Source organism: Photobacterium sp. CCB-ST2H9, assembly GCF_023151555.2.
Lineage (GTDB): Bacteria > Pseudomonadota > Gammaproteobacteria > Enterobacterales > Vibrionaceae > Photobacterium.
Genome location: NZ_CP100425.1, coordinates 1,379,081 through 1,395,786, shown reverse-complemented (window position 1 = coordinate 1,395,786; position 16,706 = coordinate 1,379,081). Strand labels below are relative to the sequence as shown.

The window sequence follows — 16,706 nt, the reverse complement described above, 5'->3', positions numbered from 1 at the left end:
ATTAACCCTACGCAGCCAATTCATCGGATGAATTGTGGAGAAATAACGATGAAACTTCTCTATACGCTCAACCAGAGACCACCACACAGCATTACCCTGCTCCTCGCGATTCAGCACATGCTTGCCTCCATCGGCGGGATTGTTGCTGTTCCCCTGATTGTCGGCAGTTCCATCGGCCTGCCCATTGATGAAATCGTTACCCTGATCAACGCAGCCTTGCTGGCATCCGGCGTTGTGACCATTGTGCAATGTCTCGGGGTCGGCCCGGTCGGCATCCGTCTCCCTGTCGTGATGGGCTCCAGCTTCGGTTTCCTGGGCGTCGCCATCAACATCGGGAATAACGGCGGCGTGGGCGCGATCATGGGTGCCGCACTGGTTGGCTCATTCGTCGTCGTCGCCGCCAGCTTCTTCATGGATAAAATTCGCAAGCTGTTCCCGAATGTGGTCAGTGGCGTCGTCGTGACCCTGATTGGCCTGACCATTCTGCCGGTTGCCATGAACTGGGTCGGTGATGCCCCAACCTCCAGCGAACAGTTCGCCACCATGCCAAAACTGTTTCTGGCCTTCATTTCATTAGCCATCGTTATTGTTGTCTCCATTTATTGCCGTGGCGCCGTCGCTGCTTCTGCCATTGTCATCGGTCTGGCAGGCGGTTATCTGGTTGCACTATCAATGGGCATGGTTGATCTGAACCAGATTGCGCGCGCAGAGTGGATTGGCCGCCCGGCTATCATGGAATACGGCATGAGCTTCAGCCTGTCTGCGATTGTCAGTATGAGTCTGGTTTATATCGTGGTGATTGCAGAAGCGACCGGCGACTTCATGGCACTGGCGAACAACTGTAAAGTCAAACTGTCGGGTACCGACCTGAAACGCGGCCTGCTGGGCGATGGTCTGGGCAGTACACTGGCGTCATTCCTGACGGCCATGCCACTGGCATCTTTCAGCCAGAACGTCGGTATTGTCGGCATCACAGGGGTTGCCAGTCGTTATGTTGTCGCAGCGACAGGCGCTTTACTGATTCTCGGCGGTCTGTTCCCGAAACTGGCTGCTGTGGCGGTGACCATTCCTAAACCTGTCCTGGGCGGTGTTGGCTTCATCATGTTCGGCATGATTGCCTATGCCGGTATCCGTATGCTGATCAAAGCTGCAGATACCAAACGCAATGCCCTGGTGATTTGTGTCGGTCTGGCATCTGGCCTTGCTGTCACCATTGAGCCTCGTCTGATCCAGCATCTTCCGCATGATTTGCAGAGCCTGTTCCACTCCGGTATCACCACAGGCACCATCATTACCGTACTGCTGAACCAAATCCTGCCTGAATCTGCACTGAGCGATAAAATCGAGGAAGAGACAGAAGAAGACGCCCTGGCCGATTCACATATTCAGCATGCAGAGTCCGCTGAAAAGAAGCAGGCCATAGAAACCGTCAAACAATCCTGAACAGAGAGTAAATCCCAATACTTTCATCAACCCCGGACCTGGCTGACACCAGGTCCACCCCATCAGACCTTCTCCTCGGAAACGGCAGAGAAGGCTAAGGAAATCAAAATGGAAACCATTTGGCTGAAAAACCCTTTAGCCATTTACACAGGCTCAGAGACTGAAACGGATGCCCGCGGTGGCGTGGTCATTCGGGGCAGTCAGGTCATTGAGCTGGTTCCCCTCGGTGCACAACCCAGCCAGACTCCGGATCAGGTCATTGATGCCAGCGAGCATGTGATCACACCGGGTCTGGTCAATGCGCACCATCATTTCTACCAGACCCTGACCCGGGCCTATCCGGATGCACTGAACAAAGAGCTGTTCCACTGGCTCAAAACCCTGTATCCGGTCTGGGCAGGATTAGATGAAGAAATGATGCAGGTTGCCACAGAGCTGGCACTGGTTGAGCTCATGATGTCCGGCTGCACCACTGCATCCGATCATCACTATCTGATCCCGCACGGACTCGAACACGCCATTGATATTCAGGTCGAAACAGCACGGAAACTGGGTATCCGCTCGATTTTCACCCGGGGTTCCATGAGCCTGGGCGAAGATGAGGGCGGCCTGCCGCCACGTCATACCATTCAGACCGAAGAGACCATTCTGGACGACAGTCTGCGTCTGATTCGTCAGTACCACCAGCGTGGTGACGGTGCCATGACGCAGATTGCGCTGGCCCCGTGTTCGCCGTTCTCTGTCACCACAGATCTGATGAAGGAAACGGCCCGGCTGGCTGAACAGGAAAATGTCATGGTGCACACCCATCTGTGTGAAACCATTGATGAAGAAAACTTCTGTCTGGAGCGTTTTGGCCTTCGCCCGGTCGATTATCTCGAAGAGACCGGCTGGCTGAATCAACGGACCTGGCTGGCGCACGGTATTCATTTCAATGAAGAAGAAATCCGTCGTCTGGGTCAGGCCAAAGTCGGGATCTGCCATTGCCCGTCGTCAAACATGATGCTGGCCTCCGGGATTTGCCGGAACAAAGAACTGGAAGCAGCCGGTGTGAAAGTCGGTCTGGGTGTCGACGGTTCAGCATCAAACGATGGTTCGAATCTGGTGAACGAAATCCGGATGGGACTTTACATTCAGCGGCTGCGCTACGGTTCAGCCGATGTCACCCATTTTGATGCGTTACGCTGGGCAACCTCGGGCTCGGCTCGTGCAATGGGACGGGAGGATTTCGGAACTCTGGCTGTCGGCAAGCAGGCGGATATTGCGATGTTCCGTCTGGACGAGATCCGTTTCTCGGGTGCCCATGACCCGCTGGCCGCGCTGGTCTTATGTGGTGCACATCAGGCCGACAGAGTCATGGTTGCAGGTCAATGGCGAGTCCATGACGGCATGGTTATCGGCGTCGATTTACCTGCACTGCTGAACCGGCATCAGGCAGCAGCCAAACGACTGGTGGCTCGATTCCAGCAACATCATTAATGAATTAATGAGCAACTGAAACACAACATTCTGTTCAGGATTAAAACCCAAGCGCTTTCGCTCTTACCTCGTTGGGCGGAAGCGCTTTTTTATTGAATCAGCTCAACCTTCCTCAGGCGGATTTGATCTGACAGCCCTGAATCACCAACTGAGTCAGAAACGCTGCAGCGTCTGCAAAATCCTGATCGTCCAGCGCTTCCTTCTCAAGCACATTACAAATCTGCCAGCTGAAATCCGCATAGGTCTGCGTGGAAGCCCAGATGGTGAACATCAGGTGCTGTGGAGAAACCCGGGCCATCACACCCTTTTCAATCCAGCGTTCCAGTTTGGCAATAATCATTCTGGACTGCGCCAGCAGCTCATCACGGATATCCTCAGGCAAAAACGGCGCGCCCGACATCACTTCGTTGGCAAACACTTTCGATGCAAAAGGATGGTCACGGGAAATCCGGAGTTTGGTATGAATGTAAGATGTCAGCGCCTGCGCCGGATCATCCAGGTCCTCGATCGGCTTCGAGGCTTCCAGTAAAGGTTGGGTCACACTTTCCAGGACCGCGCGATATAAGTTTTCTTTGGTCTTGAAGTAGTAATACACATTGGGCTTCGGTACTTCAGCCAGTTTGGCGATATCCGCAACCTTGGTTGCCGCAAAGCCCTGCTCAGCGAACAGGCGTCCGGCAAACTTGATAATAACTTCCTGATTTTTTTCTCGAATACGTGACATAACCTTGTTTCGTCCCTCCGACCGATGCACCGCCTCATACTAGTCGAACTGACCCGCGAATCAAAGTCTGCCTTTGGTATTTACCTGATTTCATCCATGTTTCAGATGCAGAAAAAGACAGAATTTCCCACACCGATTAGTGACAGCGTCACAATGAGAGGTTGTCCTCAAACTGAATATTTACCTTGCATTGTTTTTCAACGAAAGCATCATCTCAACGGAATCAACGGAAACATCATGACCCACTACCAGCCTGCTGCATCAGGGGTGAACCCGTAAGCCGGTGAGCAGCACATCCAGTGTCTCTGATGCCTCTGCCAGAGCACTGGCCGTATCTTTGCTTCTTGCGATCGATAAAGCTGCATCCGTCAGTGCGCCATTGAGCATCCGGGCAAGCATTACCGGTGAGGTTTCCGACACCATTTGTGCTTCCATCAGCTTTTTCAGTAAAGTCGCCAGTGCAGTCACACAGTTCAGCTGGACAGCCTGAATGACTTCGCTGTCGAGCACAGACGTCGCATCACGCAGGATGATCCGCTGAATGTCCGGTTCAGTGGCCATTTTCAGATAAGCCTGACAGCGACCTGTCAGTGCCGACCAGTCATCCGGTGCACTCAATACAACGGCTCTCAGCCGTTCATCCATATCCCGATCAACCTGCTGATAGACAGCCAGAAACAGCCCTTTCTTGCTGCCAAAATGATGATAGAGCGCTCCCCGTGTCAGTCCGGCTTCCCCTGTCAGTTCATCCATCACCGTATCGGCAAATCCCGCACTGCCAAACTGCTTCCGGGCCACCTCAATCAGGCTGAGCCGGGTTTGTTCCATCATTTCATTTCTCGATTGCCGTGCCATGGCTTACCTCAAATATCAAACTGATTGCATTTTATAATTGACATACATCATGTATGTCAATTAGATTCACATACGCCCCGTATGCAGAGATGGCATATTCGTTTCAGCAATCGTAATTTCTTTCGATGGAGATCTTCATGGCGAACCCCTATCAATCATTATTCAGTACGCCCGGCACACTGGCGTTTACATTGCCCGGGCTGATCGCCCGGATGCCGACCTCTATGGCCGGGATTGGCATCATCACGATGCTGTCTCAACTTTCCGGCTCTTACTGGCTGGCGGGCGCGGTTGCTGCCACATTTACGCTCACAATGGCCATTGTCGCGCCTCAGATCTCCCGGGCCGTAGACCGATACGGACAACGTAAAATACTGCCCTATGCGGCAGGACTGAGTGTGATCGCCATGATCCTGCTGCTTGTCTGCATTCGGTATGAGGGACCAATCTGGAGCTATTTCCTGTTTTCGGCACTGGCGGGATTTATGCCCAGCATGCCTGCCATGATTCGTGCACGCTGGACAGCAATTTACAAAGGGGACGAAAGACTTCATACGGCGTACTCATTTGAATCTGTCATGGATGAAGTCTGTTTTATCATCGGCCCGCCTCTCGCCGTCGGACTGTGCGTTTCCGTGGCTCCCGAAGCCGGACCATTCACTGCCGCAGTATTGTTGGGGATCGGAGTGACACTCTTCGTACGACAAACCCAGACAGAGCCGCCCGTTCAGGTCATGACAGATGACCGTCGGGATTCCGCGCTGAAACCGCTCCCCATGAAAATGCTGATGCTGACACTGCTGGCCCTGGGAACCATTGTCGGTACGGTTGACGTCATCAGTGTCGCATTTGCCGAACAACAGGGTGAACCTGTCGCCGCCAGCTACGTCCTGTCAGCCTATGCTGCTGGTTCGTGCCTTTCCGGTCTGCTCTTTGGCACCCTGAAACTCCAGCTCGAATTAAGGAAGCAACTGCTGCTTGCCGCTCTGGCCACTGCACTGACGACCCTTCCGCTGATGCTGGTGACCGGCACCACCACCCTGGCGATGTCTGTCTTTATTGCTGGTGTTTTCTTTGCGCCTACCATGATCATCACCATGGGGCTCGTGGAGAGAATTGTCCCTGAAAATCAGCTGACAGAAGGATTTACCTGGATGATTACCGGACTGGGAATTGGCATTGCTGCCGGCGCTGCCGTGGTTGGCTGGATGATCGATGCATACGGCATTCATGCCGGATTTGCAGTCACCATCAGTGCCGGACTGGCCGTCTTTCTGATTGCCCTGTTGTGTTCCCGCTTCCTTCGCCCTGAAGTCAAATCACAGTCCGTTACGGCATAATTTCCTGAGGCTCTCTGGCAGAGAGCCTCTGTCTGTTCATGCCCGGTCTATGTTCAGTCCATGCTCAGATAATTTCAAAGTACCGGCTCAGTTCCCAGTCGGTGACCTGCTTTCTGAACTCACGTTCTTCCCACTCACGGCTGGCAGCAAAGTGCTCCACAAAGGCATCCCCAAACAGCGTACGTGCGGCATCTGAAGCTTTGAATCGCTGCGCCGCTTCCCAAAGCGTCGCGGGTAATGCCAGTTCAGCAGGTTGAGCTTGGTCGTAAGCATTCCCCGTGACCGCTTCGAGCGGTTCCCATTCATTGATAATGCCGCACAGACCGGAACCAATCGCGGCTGCCAGGGCCAGATAGGGATTCGCATCTGCTGCGCCCAAACGATACTCGATCCGTTGTGTCTTTTCCGATCCCGGAATCACCCGTAAAGCCGTGGTCCTGTTCTCAATTCCCCAGGTGGCATGGGTCGGCGCCCAGAAGCCGGGCACCATTCGGGTATAACTGTTGATGGTTGGCGCAATCATGCAGAGAAATTCCGGCATCAGCCGCTGCTGACCGGCCAGAAACTGGCGCTGAATTTTACTCATTCCATGCCTGGCTTTGGTGTCGTAAAACGCAGAATTCCCGCCTTTATGATGAAGAGAAATATGCATGTGCCCGCTCTGACCGGGATAGTCCATCGACCATTTGGCCATAAAGGTCGCCAGCAAATCCCGCCGCTGAGCCAGTACCTTCATATAGGTTTTGAACAGTGCTGCCTTATCCGCCGCGGCTTCTGCCTGGTCCAAAGCGATGGCCGCCTCAATCACACCGGGGCCGGTTTCGGAATGAATACCTTCGATGGGGAAATCCATGGTCTGTCCCATGCCCAGAATGTCGTGGTACAGCTCGCTGTAAACTGAATTGCGGATCATCGAGTACCCGAACCAGTCCGGTGTGACGGTTTGTAAATTGCGGAAGCCTTTTTCCCGGGCCGAATGGGGCGTTTCACGAAACAGAAAAAACTCATACTCCAGGGCAGCCTGCACGTCATAACCAAGCGCATCGGCTTTGGTCAGCACCTTGCGTAACACCCCTCGCGGGCAGACGGCTTCTGCCTTGTCGGCAAACTCAGCAATAAATAACAGCATGCCGGCTTCATCCACCACATCGCGGCAGGTATGAGGCAAAATGCGGACCGGGGCATCCGGGTATCCCGTATGCCATCCGGTAAAACGGGTGTTGTCGTAAAGCTGATCTTTAACATCCCAGCCCAATACTACGTCGCAGAATGAAAACCCTCTTTCAAGGGACGAGAAAAATTTGGCTTTGGACATGTACTTGCCACGCATGATGCCATCGATATCAAACAGTCCGACTTTCACGTGACTCAAACCGCGCTCTTCGACAATCGCCATGGCATCTGCCACAGTCTTTACTGCTCGTGCTTCCATCATCAACCTCACTCACCGGGCCCATCCTGAGGGCAACAAAGGCTTTGAACCGCCCCAAACTCATCCCCTGCTGTTATTAAGCTTAGATGTCAATTTGCAACGTACTGAGATTGATGTGATTTTCAGCAGCCCTCTAAATCAGAAGTATATCGGGCGCTCAGGAATCCAAGCCGCCCATGCAGAGATACTTAATATCCATATACTCCTCAATCCCCTGACGACCTCCTTCGCGGCCAAAACCTGACTGTTTCACACCGCCAAAAGGGGCCACTTCAGTGGAAATAATCCCTTCGTTGATCCCCACCATGCCATATTCCAATGCCTCGGCCACACGCCAGATCCGGCCGATGTCACGGCTGTAAAAATACGCCGCCAGCCCGAAAATCGTGTCATTGGCCTGAGTGAGCAAGGCTGCTTCATCATCAAAAGCAATCACGGGGGCAATCGGTCCAAATACCTCTTCCTGCGCAATCGCCATCTCCGGACGAACATCGGCCAGCACCGCAGGGGAAACAAACAATCCTTTTCTGTCCTCACCGCCGGTCACCAATCTCGCGCCATGACTGATTGCATCGTGCATCAGACGATTGATTTTGGCTTTGGCGCTGGCGTCAATCACGGGGCCAATTGCAACGTCGTCATCCAGCCCGTTTCCGACGTTCAACTTTTGCACCGCTTTTGCCAGCTTGGTGACAAATTCCTCATAAATACCGCGCTGTGCAAAGAGCCGGTTGGCGCAGACACAGGTTTGTCCGGCATTGCGGTATTTTGATGCAACAGCCCCCTGAACCGCTTTATCGATATCTGCATCATCAAAAACTATGAAAGGCGCGTTGCCACCAAGTTCGAGTGAAAGACGTTTGACCGAATCAGCGCATTGCGCCATCAGTTGGCGTCCCACCTGAGTCGAACCCGTGAATGAAATTTTGCGCACCAACGGGCTGGCACAGAATAAATCCCCTACCGTCCGTGCTGATGAATGCGTCACCAGTTGTAAGACGTCACGAGGGATCCCCGCTTCATAAGCCAGCTCCGCCACTGCGTAGGCACACAGAGGGGTCTGACTGGCAGGTTTGGCAACCACTGTGCATCCGGCTGCCAATGCCGGACCCGCTTTTCGGGTCAGCATAGCGATGGGGAAATTCCAGGGTGTGATCACACAGGCCACGCCGACGGGCTGACGAATCGTGAGAATGCGCCGGTCCGCAAAAGGAGACGGAACGGTTTCTCCATAAGTTCGTTTGGCTTCTTCCGCGAACCATTCGATGAAGGACGCACCATAAGCCACCTCCCCTGCCGCTTCTTTGCGGGGTTTCCCCTGTTCCAGAGTCATCAGTGTCGCCAGATCATCCTGGTTATCCATGATCAGCGTGAACCAGCGATGCAGCAGAACGGCCCGTTCTTTCGCCGTTTTCTGTCGCCATTGCTGTTGTGCGAGGTGACTCTTTGCGATCGCCTGTTGGATCTCAGCTTCACTTTGCGTGGGAATATGGCCCAGTAACTGCCCTGTCGCCGGATTATGAACCGCTAAAGTGCCTTCACCCGGTTCACAAAGCACAGTGATGAGCTGTTTGTTTTTGATCGATTCCATCATTGCCCCCGAAAATCGCCTGTGATTGCTTTTCAGCTTAGACGATAGCGGCAATGTCGCAGCGTACGAGGACAACGGGTCACCCCGTTATCCCAGCCCCACCCCGCGCGCCATCAGCACAGCAAGGAACGGGATAACCAGCAGCAGAAGTATCTCCAGCCGAATCGCGATCAGAATGATGGGAGGCACAGGCACACTTTCGCGGGTGGTCCGGCGGTGTTTCAGAAAAAAGACGGTCGGGAAAACAGACAGCCCAGCCACAATCACAAACAACGTCAGCTTGGCATGAAAGACCGGATTGGCACTGTAGAACGATGCGGGCTTACCTACCAGAAACCACAGTCCCAGACCAGCCAGCAGCACCACCACGGCAGACACGCCATAAAGCGCATCCAATCTGGCGAGCCGATGCATCTCTTCGGCTGTCATCCGGCGTTTGATCAGCAGGTGCTCAGCCACCAGCACGGCAAACAACACAAAAATGCCAAGAAAGTGACAATAGCGGATTACAATTTCGAGCATAGTCTGTCCTTCATTCGCCTGAATTACTGATCGTCCCGGCTATTGAGGAAAGCTGCAATCTGACGATAGGTTGCAGCACATTGTTCAGGCACCATATTTTCCAGATTAAGATAAGCGTGAATCATGTCATCTAAATGAAAGTGTTGCGTCTCAACACCAGCGGATGACAGTTTTTGCACATAAGCAATGCCTTCATCACGCAACGGGCAATACTGCGCCGTAATGACCAGTGTCCGGGGCATGCCCGGGGTTACCCGCATCCATAACGGAGAAGCCGCCTGTCTGTTTTCCTGATGCTGGAAATAATGGTCAAAGTACCAGTGCATTTTCTCCTGCTGCAAAAACAGTCCCTGACCATTTTCAGCCACAGACGGCAGGCTCATGGTGTAATCCAGACTGGGATAAATCAGCACCTGATTCGTGACAACAATATCGCTGTTTTGAAAGTCGGCGCTGAGCGTCGCGGCCATAGCGCCTCCGGCGGAATCCCCGACCAATGACAACATCGGGAAATATTGCTGATGATGTTTATCCAGCAATCGCCACACCTGAGTGAGCACTTTCCGGGCATCAGTCAGTCCGGCAGGGTAAGGATGTTCGGGAGCCAGCCGGTAATCCACGGCAATCACAAGATGCTGCGTCACGGCTGCCAGTTTCCGGCATATCCGGTCATACACGGCGACACTGCCGGCCATATGACCGCCGCCATGCAGAAAAAGAATCACCGGCAACGCAGATTCAGGGGCCGGATGATAAATTCTGACCGGAATATCCCCGGCCTCCCCATCAACACTTGTATTCAGCACTTCAGCAACATCTGGTGCTTGCGTGACAAACGTTGATGTCAGTGTCGCCAACCCTTCTCTGACAGCCTCAGCAGAGGGTACAAAGCCCGATTCCGTCAACTGTGTCAACGCCTGGTGGTAGGTGTTTAGCCACAGCCGCAATGTCTGATTCAAATCCATCTTCACTTCTGCGTCCTGTTCCCTGACTCAAACTCATTCTGAGTCCCTTTCTCAACCTATTTTGAATTTCTTTCTGAAACTCATGTCAGCTGAGTGTGTCCTGATAAACCGGTTCATCCGAATAAAACTCATACCTGGCTCTTCCGTTTGCCTTGGCACGACACAGCGCCTGATCCGCCTGCGAAATCATCACATCGATAATTTGCTCCGGCTCAATAAACTCTGCCATATCGCCCATACCAAATGGACGGGTTTTCAGATGACAAACCCCGATACTGATTGAGATTTTTTCGTCGATCAGCTTTAACTGTGCCATCCCTGACATCAGCCGATCGCACACCACCCGGATCCCTTCCCGGTCCGTTTCGCCAAGCCAGATGATAAATTCATCGCCGCCATACCGAGCCACAGCATCATAACTCCTCAGCCCGCGGCTCAGTACTTCGGCAAATGCGGCCAGTACCTGATCCCCAAGCTGGTGACCATAACTGTCATTCAGGGAACGAAAATTATCGATATCGATCAGTAACATGGCCGATTCCGTTTCGGTCTGATACCGTCTTAACTGACTCATTGAGCGGGAAACCAGATCCATAAACACTGCACGGTTCATGAGCTGCGTCTGAGGATCCACAGAAGCCATTTCTTTCAGCTTGAGATTGAGCTCCCGCAGCTGCTTTTCCTGCTTCAGACGAACCAGCTCGACTTCTATCCAGCTTGCCATCAGCTGCAGCGCATCAATATCTTTGTCCTGAAACTGCCGCGGGTAAGGTCCGGGACTGGAAAAATTCAGTGTTCCCCAGGTCATTTTTCCCATATGAATTGGAATCGCGATGTAGGATTCAAGACCAAACTGACGATATGCCGGGTGGCTGCCCAGAATGTCGCTCTGACCCACATGCTCGATGGCAACCACCCCTTCCGCTTCGCAGGTGACCGCACAGTAAGTCATTCCGAATTCAAAGGTGTCTCCCCGCTTGAGCGGCATATGATCAGGGCAGACACAGTTTTCGATGTAATACGTATCTCCTTCAATTCTTGCCAGGATGCCGATATCCAGGTTAAAACGCTCCAGACCCAGCCTGAGTAACATTTCAATCTGATAATCGAAGCCTTTGTCGTATGCCTGAGTGATTTCATGCAAGCGACGAATGACATTTTCACTTTCAGAATAATCAGTATGCATACATTCCCTTGTCTGTATTCCAGCGCAAATGGCTCATCGGCCCTGAAAAGGAATTGACTTAATTCAGTGCAACTCCCGCTTGTCAATTTTAAAAGATAGCCTATGTAACCCCTTGCACAAAAAGAAATAACCTATGATTTCCCGGAATATCTAAAGCGATCACGCTCCTGAGGCCGGATATAAAAAACAGGCGTCCCGTCTGAGCGCTTCACGTTTTTGACGGCTTTACCTTTGACTCACGGACTGAACTTTGTCTCGAATGTCAGACCAGAACGCAGGATTGACCCTGCCGAATCAGCCTGCTGCCTATACTGAGGACAGCATGGAGCACATTGATTGAAAAGGACAAATCGATTCAACGCTTTTTGATATGGAGTACCCGACCATGTCTCAACTCTTATTTTGCAGGCGCCCGGGCTCGCTATCCGTACTAAGGCCTGCCGTCCTATGGCCTGTTTTGCTGCTCACCATTGCAGCAGACAGCCAGGCGAACAGCGTTCTCCCTGTGTCCAGCAGCAAACTGGCACTTCTGAGTACACAACAGCCCATTTACAATCCGCAGGTCCCCGTTGAGAAAAAGACCGGCCGTATTGACCGGGAAGAACTGCGCTCAGGAATCATGGACAGCCGTCGCACAATGAATGTGGATGCGTATCTTGCCCGTAAGAATCAGAAACAGATTGTGATTCCTGCCAATCGCTACCGGGTGGTCAGCAACATTCGGGTCACCCGCCCGTACGGCAACTGGTACCCGGGCTACGGTCAGTACAGAACCGACCAGGAAGCCACGAAATGGCTCGCCTTCACTGCCATTCATTTTGCGCTGCTGGATCAGCTCAGTGAAACGCAGCAGAGACGGCTCGAACAGGCACAGATTCAGGCCACGACCGTATCTGTTGGCAACTCAGTTCAGTGGCAGGATGGCAACGCTTCCGGCGCCGTGACGGTGACCCGGGAAGGCACCAGCACCAGCGGTCGTTATTGCCGGGAGTTTGTACAGGAAGTCACGGTAAGTCACGGGGCCGGACCTGCCGCTACCGGACAAGCCCGTACCATCTACAACACTCCCGCCCAGGACAGAACGAAGCAGAACAAAACCATGCAAAATGAAACCATGCAAAATAAAACCATGCAGGCCATGGGGACGGCTTGCAGACTTCAAAATGGGAACTGGGAAATTGTCACCACAGGTTAAGAACCTCAAGCAGATGGCTCCGGAGGTTTCCGGAGCCTGAATCATCATGGCAGGTTTACGCCTGTAATATCAGCAGCACAAAATACACCAGACAAGCCAGCACACTCATAGCTGCCCGCATGCCATGCAGTTTTCCCCAATGGTCCAGCAAGACATAGGTTGACGCGGCGTCTTTGTTCAGCGCTGAAGAACGGAGTTGCCTGTTGATGGGCATCATCATCAGAAAGGTAAATGGAATGACCGCAAAAATGAATGCACCACCCAACAGCCACAACAATGAAGCTCCTGCTGCTGCGGCCGTGACGGCCGCCAGCGTTGAACACAATGCAAGACTGACCTGCATCTTCGCCGCACGCCGGTAACTGGACGGAAATTCCGTCGCAGCCAGTGCCGTACCGCATTCCATTCGGGCCGGATGTTCCACAAGGCTGATATAGCAAGCCGCGCCACAAAACAGACTGCCGCTGAACGCTGCTAAGGCGCCCGACAGTTCAGCCAATGTCATTCCCACTTCTGCCGACATCAGTGTTCAGTCCTTCAGCTGAAATGCCAGAACAAAATCGCCAAGCTTGGTGCCAATCGAACCATGGCCACCAGCGACAATCAGCACCATTTGTTCCCCCTGACTATTCAGATAAGTCATCGGTGTCGCCTGTCCGCCGGCAGGAAGACGTGCTTTCCAGAGTTCCTCTCCGTCACTGAGGTCGTATGCCCGCAGGTAGTTATCGACCGCGGCCGCCATAAAGACAACCCCGCCTTTGGTAATCACCGGGCCGCCGATACCCGGTACCCCCATTTTCACAGGCAACGGCAAAGGGGTCAGATCCTGAATCGTTCCGTTCTTATGCTGATAAATCACTTTCCCCTGAGTTAAATCCGCACCGGCGACATAGCCCCAGGGCGGTTGCTGGCAGGGGACACCCAACGGCGACAGGAACGGCTTCAGTTCAACCGCATATTCCGCACCTTCATTCGCATTCACCCCATGTTCCCCGACATTCACTTCTCCCAGGTTCCCGGTACTTTTCGGAATGAGCGTCGAAGTAAATGCCAGATACAATGGCATACCGAACATCACCTGCCGTTCCGGATCCACGGCAATTCCCCCCCAGTTGAATACGCCAAAATTACCGGGAAAAACTATGGTGCCCTGTTCCGACGGCGGTGTATAACGGCCTTCATAGCGCAAGCTTCGGAACTGAATCCGGCAATACAGCTGATCGAGTACAGTCGCCCCCCACATCTCTTTTTCTTCCAGCGGCGGCGGACTGAACGTCAGCGCTGATGCAGGCTGTGTCGGCGAGGCAAAGTCACCCGCAATGGTTCCCTGGGGCGCAGGGACTTCAGTAATTGGATAGATTGGCTCGCCCGTCGCCCGGTTCAGCACATAAACATCCCCTTGCTTTGTTGGGACAACCAACCCCGGGAGCAATCCCTGACTGGTCTGAATATCCACCAGGCTGGGTTGTGCCGGTGTATCCATGTCCCACAAATCATGATGGACGAACTGCTGAACCCACACCGGCTTACCTGTCTCCAGGTTCAGCGCAACCACAGAAGTCGCGTATTTTTCTTCATCCGGAGTCCGGTACATCCCCAATTGATCCGGGGTACGGTTCCCCATCGGAAGGTAAATCAGCCCCAGGCTTTCATCAGCACTGGCAATCGACCAGCTGTTCGGAGAACTGGTGGCATACAGCTTGTCTTTGGCGATCGGTTTGGTGTCGGCCGGATTTGCCGCGTCCCAGTTCCACTTCAGCGCTCCGGATTTAACGTCATAGGCCCGGATCACCCCTGACGGTGAATTGATGTCATAGTTATCATTTACTGCACCTGCGACCACCACAACCCCTTTCGCAACCACCGGCGGAGACGTCGCGTAGTAATAGCCAGATTTCGGAAACGGCATATTGTGAAGGAGGTCAAGCACACCATCTTCCGCAAAACCTTTGCAGCGAGCGCCGGTTGCCGGATCCAGCGCAATTAATTTGGCATCGGATGTCGGCAGAAACAGCTGCGCATCACAATCCATACTGGCCAGCGTCTCTGCCTTTTTCGAGCCTGACGCCGTGATGATAGCCGGCTCTCCCTGTGCCGGCGGCAGATAGGAAACACCCCGGCAAGTCTGATGCTGTCTCTGGCTCTCGGTACCGACTTTAGCGTTATACACCCAGCGTCTTTCGCCGGTATCTGCATCCAGTGCCACCAGCCAGTTATGGGGCGTACAGAAATACAAGGCATTGCCAATCTTCAATGGTGTGGCTTCATAGGTGAACTCGCCGATATCGCCTTTCCCCTTGGTATCTCCGGTCTCATACTGCCAGGCCAGCTCCAGCCGGTTCACATTTTTCGGGGTGATCTGGTCCAGCGGTGAATAACGCTGACCAAAGTTACTGCGGCCATAACTGAACCAGTCCGCTTCAGGGGAAGTCCCGAGTGCCGGGTTTTGTACCAGCGGCGCCGTATTCAGCTTTCCTTCCAGCTGATGCGCATCATTGAAAAGACTGCCCAGGGTGACCAGTGCAACCAGCCACCAGTATCCGGTCAGCCGGCTGATCCGGGAGCGCCCCATCAGCCTGAAAGAAAACAGCAACGGGATCCCCAGAATCAGGAGCAGACCCAACCGGCTGGCAAGGGGCCACCAGTCGTACCCGGACTCCCATAACGCCCAGATGAGCGAGCCCAGCAAAAAGAGGCCATACAGTATCTGGGCATTTGCCCGTTTCGTTCTGATCTTTGCCGCCACAAGCAGCAGAACAACACCTGCGAGGGCAAAATACCAGCTGCCGCCCAGCGAGATTAACCATAATCCGCCTCCCAGCAGCACAAGCCCTATCAGTGAATAAAGGATTGCAACGAGCCCCATGCGCCAATTCCTTCTTCGGGTGATTCAGCAAAAACGGGGCGGATGCACTGAGCGCTCCGCGGCGTCAGCACAACGGCCCCTCTGGCTGCTTTGCTCTCAGATTCTGAGAGGACAACAACCTTTTAAAGCGTAGTCTATCCCCAAAGATGCACTGAAATTCAACCAGATGTGACGACAGAACGATACATCGTCTTACGGCTGTGACAAGGTGCCTGCCAGCGTATTAATCCAGCCCGCCCTGACCGGCTCATGAAAACAGAGCCAGATCCGCTGAAGACACTGATACGGACATCCTGTCGTCCTGATCGTCTGAAACCCGTTCTGCTCGGCAACGTAATCTGGCATGTAAGCCAGAAATGCCTGAGTCTTCATTAATGCCAGCAAGGCCGAAACGGAATCCACTCTGGCGCCGGTCCGCCGGGCAAAGGCTTCTTCGTGCCAGCCATCCGTACTCAGCTGACTGCCGGTTTCCCCATAAATTTTGCGCGTCGGAATCACAAAGGGATACGCAATCACTTCAGTGATAGGGATTGCCTGACCTGCTTTTTCGGCCAGCGGATGTGCTGTTCCCGCAGCAATCACAAACTGACTGTCAGCCAGATGAATCGCCTGGATCCCCGCCACCATCGGCTGTTCATCCGAGGTACTCACCAGCGCCACATCCACCTGATGACGGCGTAAACGCTCACAACCTTCATCCATGAACGCTTCGACCGTCACGTCTCCAAACCGGGAGAGCAAAGGCTGCGTGATCATGCCCAGAAAGCGGGATTGCAACACTTCTGAGCCACTGCACCTCAGGTGCAGCCGCTGAGGTTGTCCCATTTCGGTTTCTATGGTGTCGTTGACAGCCAGCAGTTCCACCGCACGCTGGTGGAGCTGTCTGCCTGCCGACGTTAACCCCCACTGGCTGCCTGTCCGGTGGAACAGCTCCTGTTTGTAATAGCCTTCAATCCGCCGGATGACTTTAGACACTGTGCCCGGCTGCATCGACAGGACATGCGCCGCTTCCCGAAGGCTGGTCTGGCTGGCGACCGCCACAAATATTTTCAGATCGTCGATTTTCATGCTTGCTACCGTTTCCCAGACGGAAACACTTGTTGAAATC

The 16,706-nt window shown here is 53.5% G+C and carries 14 protein-coding genes; 4 read left to right on the top strand and 10 right to left on the bottom strand.

The features are described from left to right. Positions 1 to 48: 48 nt before the first annotated feature. The gene (locus tag L4174_RS06650) at positions 49 to 1,443 is read left to right on the top strand and encodes a nucleobase:cation symporter-2 family protein (RefSeq protein ID WP_248139753.1); all 1,395 of its coding nucleotides are present in this window, start codon (positions 49 to 51) and stop codon (positions 1,441 to 1,443) included. Positions 1,444 to 1,551: 108 nt separating this feature from the next. Continuing rightward, positions 1,552 to 2,922 (top strand): 8-oxoguanine deaminase, encoded by a 1,371-nt coding sequence (locus L4174_RS06645; RefSeq protein ID WP_248139751.1) that lies wholly within the window; start codon positions 1,552 to 1,554, stop codon positions 2,920 to 2,922. Positions 2,923 to 3,034: 112 nt separating this feature from the next. On the opposite strand, the gene L4174_RS06640 is transcribed toward L4174_RS06645, so the two are convergent. Next, complete coding sequence (locus L4174_RS06640; RefSeq protein WP_248139749.1) at positions 3,035 to 3,646, bottom strand: TetR/AcrR family transcriptional regulator; 612 nt, start codon at positions 3,644 to 3,646, stop codon at positions 3,035 to 3,037. 261 nt (positions 3,647 to 3,907) lie between these two features. Further along, positions 3,908 to 4,501 carry a TetR/AcrR family transcriptional regulator gene (locus L4174_RS06635; RefSeq protein ID WP_248139747.1) on the bottom strand — a complete coding sequence of 198 codons (594 nt, stop codon included), beginning with the start codon at positions 4,499 to 4,501 and terminating at the stop codon, positions 3,908 to 3,910. Between the two features lie 137 nt (positions 4,502 to 4,638). On the opposite strand from L4174_RS06635, the gene L4174_RS06630 reads away from it, so the two are divergent. Beyond that, complete coding sequence (locus tag L4174_RS06630) at positions 4,639 to 5,841, top strand: MFS transporter (protein ID WP_248139745.1); 1,203 nt, start codon at positions 4,639 to 4,641, stop codon at positions 5,839 to 5,841. Positions 5,842 to 5,905: 64 nt separating this feature from the next. On the opposite strand, the gene L4174_RS06625 is transcribed toward L4174_RS06630, so the two are convergent. From L4174_RS06625 to L4174_RS06605, 5 genes are all read right to left on the bottom strand, one after another. Continuing rightward, positions 5,906 to 7,276, bottom strand: coding sequence for a glutamine synthetase family protein (locus L4174_RS06625; RefSeq protein WP_248139744.1), 1,371 nt, complete (start codon positions 7,274 to 7,276; stop codon positions 5,906 to 5,908). A gap of 154 nt (positions 7,277 to 7,430) precedes the next feature. After that, positions 7,431 to 8,864 carry an NAD-dependent succinate-semialdehyde dehydrogenase gene (locus tag L4174_RS06620; protein WP_248139742.1) on the bottom strand — a complete coding sequence of 478 codons (1,434 nt, stop codon included), beginning with the start codon at positions 8,862 to 8,864 and terminating at the stop codon, positions 7,431 to 7,433. An 87-nt stretch (positions 8,865 to 8,951) separates the two neighbouring features. Then, a complete protein-coding gene (locus L4174_RS06615; RefSeq protein WP_248139740.1) occupies positions 8,952 to 9,386 on the bottom strand; it encodes a DUF2214 family protein in 435 nt (144 codons plus the stop codon). Between the two features lie 23 nt (positions 9,387 to 9,409). Continuing rightward, positions 9,410 to 10,351, bottom strand: coding sequence for an alpha/beta hydrolase (locus tag L4174_RS06610; RefSeq protein ID WP_248139738.1), 942 nt, complete (start codon positions 10,349 to 10,351; stop codon positions 9,410 to 9,412). Positions 10,352 to 10,436: 85 nt separating this feature from the next. After that, entirely contained in the window at positions 10,437 to 11,537 is a 1,101-nt protein-coding gene (locus L4174_RS06605; RefSeq protein WP_248139737.1) for a sensor domain-containing diguanylate cyclase, read from the bottom strand. 385 nt (positions 11,538 to 11,922) lie between these two features. Here L4174_RS06605 and L4174_RS06600 point away from each other — a divergent pair, with 385 nt between their 5' ends. After that, positions 11,923 to 12,732 (top strand): hypothetical protein, encoded by an 810-nt coding sequence (locus L4174_RS06600; protein WP_248139735.1) that lies wholly within the window; start codon positions 11,923 to 11,925, stop codon positions 12,730 to 12,732. Positions 12,733 to 12,787: 55 nt separating this feature from the next. Here L4174_RS06600 and L4174_RS06595 read toward each other — a convergent pair whose 3' ends face one another. The 3 genes from L4174_RS06595 to L4174_RS06585 all read right to left on the bottom strand — a co-directional run bounded on the left by L4174_RS06595 (position 12,788) and on the right by L4174_RS06585 (position 16,666). Next, positions 12,788 to 13,255: a DUF1772 domain-containing protein gene (locus L4174_RS06595; RefSeq protein ID WP_248139732.1), complete on the bottom strand. Its 468-nt coding sequence runs from the start codon at positions 13,253 to 13,255 to the stop codon at positions 12,788 to 12,790. A 6-nt stretch (positions 13,256 to 13,261) separates the two neighbouring features. Beyond that, positions 13,262 to 15,598: a membrane-bound PQQ-dependent dehydrogenase, glucose/quinate/shikimate family gene (locus L4174_RS06590; protein ID WP_248139730.1), complete on the bottom strand. Its 2,337-nt coding sequence runs from the start codon at positions 15,596 to 15,598 to the stop codon at positions 13,262 to 13,264. Positions 15,599 to 15,790: 192 nt separating this feature from the next. Continuing rightward, on the bottom strand, positions 15,791 to 16,666 hold the full coding sequence (locus L4174_RS06585) for a LysR family transcriptional regulator (RefSeq protein ID WP_248139728.1): 876 nt from the start codon (positions 16,664 to 16,666) through the stop codon (positions 15,791 to 15,793). Positions 16,667 to 16,706: the final 40 nt, after the last annotated feature.

Bases quoted from the DNA above. Each gene is read 5' to 3' on its own strand.
- L4174_RS06650 (WP_248139753.1), top strand. From the start codon at position 49: ATGAAACTTCTCTATACGCTCAACCAGAGACCACCACACAGCATTACC.
- L4174_RS06645 (WP_248139751.1), top strand. From the start codon at position 1,552: ATGGAAACCATTTGGCTGAAAAACCCTTTAGCCATTTACACAGGCTCA.
- L4174_RS06640 (WP_248139749.1), bottom strand. From the start codon at position 3,646: ATGTCACGTATTCGAGAAAAAAATCAGGAAGTTATTATCAAGTTTGCC.
- L4174_RS06635 (WP_248139747.1), bottom strand. From the start codon at position 4,501: ATGGCACGGCAATCGAGAAATGAAATGATGGAACAAACCCGGCTCAGC.
- L4174_RS06630 (WP_248139745.1), top strand. From the start codon at position 4,639: ATGGCGAACCCCTATCAATCATTATTCAGTACGCCCGGCACACTGGCG.
- L4174_RS06625 (WP_248139744.1), bottom strand. From the start codon at position 7,276: ATGATGGAAGCACGAGCAGTAAAGACTGTGGCAGATGCCATGGCGATT.
- L4174_RS06620 (WP_248139742.1), bottom strand. From the start codon at position 8,864: ATGGAATCGATCAAAAACAAACAGCTCATCACTGTGCTTTGTGAACCG.
- L4174_RS06615 (WP_248139740.1), bottom strand. From the start codon at position 9,386: ATGCTCGAAATTGTAATCCGCTATTGTCACTTTCTTGGCATTTTTGTG.
- L4174_RS06610 (WP_248139738.1), bottom strand. From the start codon at position 10,351: ATGGATTTGAATCAGACATTGCGGCTGTGGCTAAACACCTACCACCAG.
- L4174_RS06605 (WP_248139737.1), bottom strand. From the start codon at position 11,537: ATGCATACTGATTATTCTGAAAGTGAAAATGTCATTCGTCGCTTGCAT.
- L4174_RS06600 (WP_248139735.1), top strand. From the start codon at position 11,923: ATGTCTCAACTCTTATTTTGCAGGCGCCCGGGCTCGCTATCCGTACTA.
- L4174_RS06595 (WP_248139732.1), bottom strand. From the start codon at position 13,255: ATGTCGGCAGAAGTGGGAATGACATTGGCTGAACTGTCGGGCGCCTTA.
- L4174_RS06590 (WP_248139730.1), bottom strand. From the start codon at position 15,598: ATGGGGCTCGTTGCAATCCTTTATTCACTGATAGGGCTTGTGCTGCTG.
- L4174_RS06585 (WP_248139728.1), bottom strand. From the start codon at position 16,666: ATGAAAATCGACGATCTGAAAATATTTGTGGCGGTCGCCAGCCAGACC.